The sequence below is a fragment of the Sphingomonas sp. genome (assembly GCF_013816785.1).
Taxonomy (GTDB): domain Bacteria; phylum Pseudomonadota; class Alphaproteobacteria; order Sphingomonadales; family Sphingomonadaceae; genus Sphingomicrobium.
Genome location: NZ_JACDDV010000081.1, coordinates 1 through 6,668, shown reverse-complemented (window position 1 = coordinate 6,668; position 6,668 = coordinate 1). Strand labels below are relative to the sequence as shown.

Below are 6,668 nucleotides of genomic sequence, written 5' to 3'. Positions count from 1 at the left end.
CCGTATTGCCCGCGCCAGCCATATGGCGATCGACGCCGCGACCCGCGATAGTTTGGAAATCTGCCGAACCCAGACGGGCCAGGCGGTAGGAAGCTTGCTCGCCACGATCGACCGCTGCGTCACCGCGCCCGGCCGCCGTCTCCTCGCAGGCGACCTGTCCGCCCCGTTGACCGAAGTTCGAGCGATCGAAGCGCGGCTGGCGCTGGTCCAATGGCTCCACGACGAGCCGCTGCGGCGCGAGCGCGTTCGAGGCGCTCTCAGGACGATGCCTGACATTGGCCGCGCGCTCGGCCGCCTGGCCGCTTCGCGCGGTAGCCCGCGCGACCTTGCCCTGCTCCGCGACGGCCTCACTGCGGCCGCCTCACTCAGGGCCGAGCTGGAGGCCGAGCCGCTGCTGCCCGACCTGTTGAAGGCGATGCTCCCCGACCTTGGCGGCCATGCCGCGCTGACCGACAGGCTGGCCATCGCGCTGGTCGAGGCACCGCCCCTCGACGCAGGTAAGGGCGGCTACATCGCCCAGAACTACGACGCCGCGCTCGACACTTTGCGCTCCGCAAGCAGCGACGGCCGGCGTGCCATTGCCGCGCTCGAAGCCGGCTACCGCGACGCCACCGGCGTGCCGACGCTCAAGATCCGCCACAACGCCGTGCTCGGCTATCATATCGAGGTATCCGCCCGCCACGCCGACCGGCTGATGACCCCGGAATCGGGCTTTACCCACCGCCAGACGCTTGCAGGCGTCGTCCGCTTTAATTCGCCCGACCTCCATGCCGAGGCGAGCCGGGTGGTCGAGGCCGGCGCTCATGCGCACGCCGCCGAAGCGGCCCATTTCGAGGAACTGTCCGCCCTAGCCGTGGCCGCCGCGCCGCGCATCGCCGCGACCGCCGACGGCATCGCCCGGATCGACGTCGCCGCTTCCCATGCAACTCGGGCCGCCGAAGGACGATGGTGTTTGCCGCATTTGGTCCAGCAGCCCTGCCTCGAGCTCGACGCCGCGCGCCATCCGGTGGTCGAGGAGGCGCTGGTCGAGGAGGGCGGGCGGTTCGTCGCCAACGATGTCGCGCTTGGCCCCGCCGACCGGCTGTGGCTGATCACCGGCCCCAACATGGGCGGCAAGTCGACTTTCCTCCGCCAGACAGCGCTTGCCGCGCTCCTCGCCCAAGCTGGCAGTTACGTCCCCGCCGCGCGTGCCAAGATTGGCATCGTCGACCGCCTGTTTAGCCGCGTCGGTGCAGCCGACAATCTCGCCCGCGGTCGCTCGACCTTCATGGTCGAGATGGTCGAGACCGCCGCCATCCTCGCCCAGGCGACGCCCAACAGCCTGGTCATCCTCGACGAGATCGGGCGCGGCACTTCGACCTATGACGGGCTGGCGATCGCCTGGGCGGTGGTCGAGGCGATGCACGACAGCATCAAGGCGCGGACCTTGTTCGCGACTCATTATCATGAGCTGACCCGCCTCTCCGATCGCCTCGACTCGCTGTCCCTCCATCATGTCCGCGCGCGCGAATGGAAGAGCGAACTGGTGCTGCTCCACGAAGTCGCGGACGGCCCCGCCGACCGCAGCTACGGCATCGCTGTCGCCAAGCTCGCCGGAGTGCCGCCAACGGTGCTCGCCCGCGCCAAGTCGGTCCTCGCCAAGCTCGAAGCCGGCCGTGACGCTACCGGCGGGATCGCGGCGGGCCTCGACGACTTGCCGCTGTTCGCCGCGCAGCGGGTCGATAAAACCGCAACCGGTCCGCTCGCTGACGCCTTGGCCGTCCTCGATCCCGACACCCTCACGCCGCGCGAGGCGCTGGACGCGCTTTATGCCCTGAAGCGGATCGCCGGGAGCGAGTGATGCGCCAGCCGCCGCGCTATGAGTTGATCCTCGAGCGGCGGGCGATCATCGACCGGCGCGGTCTCGCCGACCGCTTGGCGATGCTGCCCGACCGCCACATCTCGCGCGATGCGACGCCGATTTTGCGCGACGCGCTCGACGCCGGGCGGGCCGAGATCGCCCGCCGGCTGGCGGTCGAGCCGGGGCGCGGGCGGGTGATCGCCGCGTCCTACGCCTTCCTCTCCGACCAGATCGTCCGTCTCGCCTACGATCTCGTCATGCAACGGCTCTACCCAATCGCCAACCCCTCGGCCAGCGAACGGCTGGCGCTTGTCGGACTGGGAGGCACGGGGCGCGGCGAAATGGCGCCGTTCAGCGATCTCGACTTGATGTTCCTCACGCCCGATCGTCGCGCGCCATGGTGCGAGCAAGTCGTCGAGGCCATCCTGTATCTATTGTGGGATTTGAAATTGAAGGCCAGCCAGTCGGTGCGCACGCCGGGTGATCTGGTCGCCGCCGCGCGCGCCGATACCACCGTCGCCACCTCGTTGCTGGAGGCGCGCTGGCTGTGGGGCGACGAGGCGCTGCACGACGCGGCGATGCGCCGCTTCCACACCGAAGTCGTTGCCGGCACCGCACGCGAGTTCGTTGCGGCCAAGCTAGCCGAACGCGACGAGCGTCATCGCCGCATGGGCGACAGCCGCTATGTCGTCGAGCCCAATATCAAGGATGGCAAGGGCGGGCTTCGCGACCTCCACACCCTCTACTGGATCGGCCAATATGTATTCGGCGTCCAGCAGCCTGGCGAATTGGTCGCCAAGGGTCTGTTCACCAACGCCGAATTCCGTCGCTTCGAGCGCGCCGAGCGCTTCCTGTGGTCAGTCCGCGGCCACCTGCATCTCACCGCAGGAAGGGCCGAGGAGCGGCTCGGCTTCGACATGCAGCGGACGATCGCCGGCGCGATGCGCTACGCCGATCGGCCGGGCAAATCAGCGGTCGAGCGGTTCATGCAATTCTATTTTTTGAACGCACGCATGGTCGGCGACTTGACCGGACTGTTCCTTGCCCAGCTGGATGAGCAAATGGCCGACAAGGGGCGGCGGTTCGCGTTGCCGACGCTCCGCCGACGCCCCAGGCGCCTCAACGGCTTCACCCTCGATCGTGGCCGCCTGTCGATACCCAACGACCGCTGGTTCGCCGAACAGCCCGCCCGCTTGGTGGAGATGTTCGCGCTTGCCGCGCGCGAAAGCTTGGAAATCCACCCCGTGGCGATGCGCGCAGCGTCGCGCGATGCGCGTCTGGTCGACAAGGTGCGCGACGATCCCACCGCCAACGCCCAGTTCCTCGACGTGCTGACCGCGCGCGACAAGCCGGATCAAGTGCTGCGCTGGATGAACGAGGCGGGCGTGTTCGGCCGCTTCGTCCCCGACTTCGGCCGCGTCGTCGCGCAGATGCAGTTCGACATGTATCACCACTACACCGTCGACGAGCATTCGATCCGCGCAATCGGCCTGCTATCGCAAATCGAGCGGGGTGAGCTCGCCGACGATCATCCGCTGTCGACCGTCCTGTTCAACCAGATCGCCTCGCGCAGAGTGCTTTACGTCGCCGTGCTGCTGCACGACATCGCGAAGGGACGCGGCGGCGACCATAGCGAGCTGGGCGCCGCGATCGGGCTTGCGCTCGGCCCGCGATTCGGACTCGACGAGGCCGAGACCGAGACCGTCGCCTGGCTGGTTCGTCACCACCTTCTGCTGTCGAATACTGCCTTCCGCCGGGATCTGGCCGATCCCAGGACAGTCGAGGATTTCGTTGGCAAGGTTCAAAGTCCCGAGCGGCTGCGATTGCTCCTCATCCTGACCGTGGTCGACATAAGGGCGGTCGGGCCGGGCACCTGGACCGACTGGAAACGCCTTCTCCTGCGCACGCTGTTCGACGCCGCCGAGGAGCGGCTTCGCCTCGGCCACAAGCAGCGCGGGCGGGCCGAACAGGTCGCCGAGCGCCAGGCCTGGCTCGCTGCCCAACTCGCCTGGACCGCAGCGGCCGCGCGCGCTCACGCCCGGCGCCTGCCCGACAGCTACTGGCTGGCGGAGCCCGCCCCATGGCAGCTTGCCAACGCCCGCCAGGTCGCCGCCGCCGAGGCGCGGTTCGGCGATCCGGTGCCGTCGATCGTGGCCGAGCCAGACCCGACCTCCGGCGTAACGCGCGTGTCGATCTTCGCGCCGGATCGGCCGGGCCTATTCTACCGCATCGCCGCCTCCCTGAGTGGCGCGGGCGCCTCGATCGTCGACGCCCGGGTCCATACGAGCCGCGACGGGATGGCGCTCGACAATCTGCTCGTCACCGACGCCCGCGGCCGCGCTTATGATGATGCCCGACTGCGCAAGCGGCTCGTCAAGGCAGTCGAGAAATGCCTGAGCGCGGTAACCGAGCCCGACCTGTCTCCGCCGCCAGACCTGCCTATCCGCGAGCAGGCGTTCCGGGTGGCGCCGCGCGTGCTGGTCGCCGACAAGGCGTCGAGCCGGACGACCGTGGTCGAGGTCAATGCGCGCGACCGCCCTGGCCTGCTGGCCCGGCTGGCGCAGGAGATACACGGTTTCGGGCATCAGCTACACTCGGCCCATATCGCCACCTATGGGGAGCGCGCGGTCGATGTCTTCTACCTGACGACGGCGGACGGGAAAAAGCTCACGACCAACGAGGGCGCGGTGTTGCGCGAGGCGTTGCTCGAGGCCGCTGCGGCGGCCTGACCAAAAGGGTCCCGCCGTCGTCGGCGGAGCCCTTCCATTTTGACCGAGAGCGTTAACCGCGTTCGGGTGCCGGCGGCGGCGGCGGCGGGGGCGGCGGCGGACAGACGTCTGTGGCCAGAATTACCGAGCCATCCGGGCATGTTTGCGTCGCCGGCGGCGGAGGCGGCGGGGCCGGGGGCGCGACATATTCCGCTGGTTTGGCCCTCGGCGCCGAGAAGCTGCCGCGGACCGTCAGGCCGTAGGTGCGCGGTTCGGCGAGGAAGGCCGAAAAGATCTGCCGACCGCCGGGATAGGCGGGATCGGTGAACGGAGCACTGGCCGCGCCCTCCTGGAACGGCGAATTGAATGCGACCTGGGTATAATCCTTGTCGAACAGATTCTGCGCCCACAGCTCGACCGCCCAACGATCGTCCGGCCCGCGTACGCCGACACGGGCATTGACCAGCGTGTAGGCTTCCTGCCCCTTCTGCGGGAACAGGTCCGATCCGGTGTTGTAATGACCCGAGTAGCGGGCATCGATGTAGAACAGGCCCGACAGGCCGCTGCCACCGATCCGAGGCGTCCACGCGACCGAGCCAGTCGCAACGGTCCTGGGAGCATTCGACAAATAGCTTCCGGGCAATCGCCGCAACGCCGGGTTGAGCGGCGTACCATTGTCGGTTCCGACCAGGTTGCTGCGATACTTGGTCTTGGCCAGTGTCAGGCCCGCGTTGACCCGGAGATCCCGCATCAATCGGTATGACGCCTCGAGCTCGACACCCTGCGAGCGGACGCCATAACCGACGTTGTCCTTGTCGCAGGCTCCTGTTGCGGCGGCGCCTCGGTTGAAATTCGGTGCCGTGGCGAACTTCGCTTGATCGCGGTCGGCTCCTGCCAGACCGTCGGTGCAGCCGTTGACGTTTTGGACGATGAACACCGTCCCGTCGAAGGTATTGAGCTGGAAGTTCTTGAACTGCTGACGGAACACGGCAGCATTGAGGATCAGGCCGCCCAGAGTGAGCTTGCCGCCCAATTCGTAGGCATCATTAATTTCAGGGTCGAACTGGAGACGGCCGACCAGCGCCTGCGCACCGCCGAACGACGCAAACGTCGTCCGTGGGACGCCACCAACGATCTCAACCGGCCCCTTGAGCGCCGACCGATCGAGGTTAAACCCGCCCGCCTTATAGCCGCGCGAATAGCTGGCATAGAGCAGCAAATCGTCGGTCGGCTTGTAGGACAGAACGCCGGTCCCTGTGAATTTATGCTCTTTGCGCTTGTCGCTGATGCGAACGCCATTGAGCTCGGCGGTGCTGTTACCCTGACAGCTAAGGCCGATGATCGCCCCCGCCGTCGCCCCCAATGGCCCGGACAGGAACGGAAGCAGCGCCGTCTGATTCTGAACGCAGGCGAGATTGTCGTTGGCGAAGATCGCGTTCAAGCGCTTGCGCTCGTTGGTGTAACGCAGTCCGACCGTGACGTCGAACTGGTCGGTCACATGAAAGATGTTGTGGGTGAACAAGGCATAGTTGCGGCTATTTTGCTTATAAACGTCACCCGTACTTCCACGATCACGGATTCCGTCGAGACGGTCGATCGCCGCGTAGAAGATCGGGCTTGCCGCACCGAATGCCGCTGGCCGCGCGGCAAGGCAGCCCGGCGCGGCCGGATTGAAGAGCGGCGCGAGGCCACCACCCGTGACGAGACGGCATGCCGCAAACCGGCCATACTGGCTGCCGAACCGCAATTCGTCCTGGAGCGTCAGTTTCTCGTTGGCGTAATAGCCGCCGATCAGCCAGTCGAGCTTGTCGCCGAACGCCTTGCCTTGAAGTCGAAGTTCCTGAGTGAAGGTCTTGAAGCGGCGGAAACTCACGCCGTTATCAGGGCGATAGAGAATGTCGACGGTGCTGTAGTCGACGTCGCCATTCTGCTCCGACTTGTAGCCGCGATAGGCGGTGATCGAAGTCAACTTGGCGCCGCCGAAATCGTAATTGGCCTCTAGTGAAACACCTCCGTCGCTTGTCTTGCCTTTGTAGCTGGTGCCCGGCGTTACCGAGATGTTGCGGCTGTAGGGATTGTTGAACGCCGACAGATTCTGGCCGAGATCGCGCAGCACCCTG

General features: G+C 66.7%; 3 protein-coding genes. 2 read left to right on the top strand and 1 reads right to left on the bottom strand.

Annotated features, from left to right (window positions below):
• Together mutS and H0W65_RS11875 are read left to right on the top strand one after the other, a co-directional pair.
• On the top strand, positions 1–1,840 hold a 1,840-nt coding region (mutS, locus tag H0W65_RS11880; RefSeq protein ID WP_294007837.1), incomplete at its 5' end, for a DNA mismatch repair protein MutS.
• The gene (locus tag H0W65_RS11875) at positions 1,840–4,569 is read left to right on the top strand and encodes a [protein-PII] uridylyltransferase (RefSeq protein WP_294007835.1); all 2,730 of its coding nucleotides are present in this window, start codon (positions 1,840–1,842) and stop codon (positions 4,567–4,569) included. The genes mutS and H0W65_RS11875, both read left to right, overlap by 1 nt.
• Before the next feature lie 52 nt (positions 4,570–4,621).
• On the opposite strand, the gene H0W65_RS11870 is transcribed toward H0W65_RS11875, so the two are convergent.
• The coding region (locus H0W65_RS11870) for a TonB-dependent receptor (protein WP_294007833.1) at positions 4,622–6,668 on the bottom strand (2,047 nt) is incomplete at its 5' end.

Excerpts from the sequence above, each read along its gene's own strand:
- H0W65_RS11875 (WP_294007835.1), top strand. The coding sequence starts at position 1,840 with ATGCGCCAGCCGCCGCGCTATGAGTTGATCCTCGAGCGGCGGGCGATC.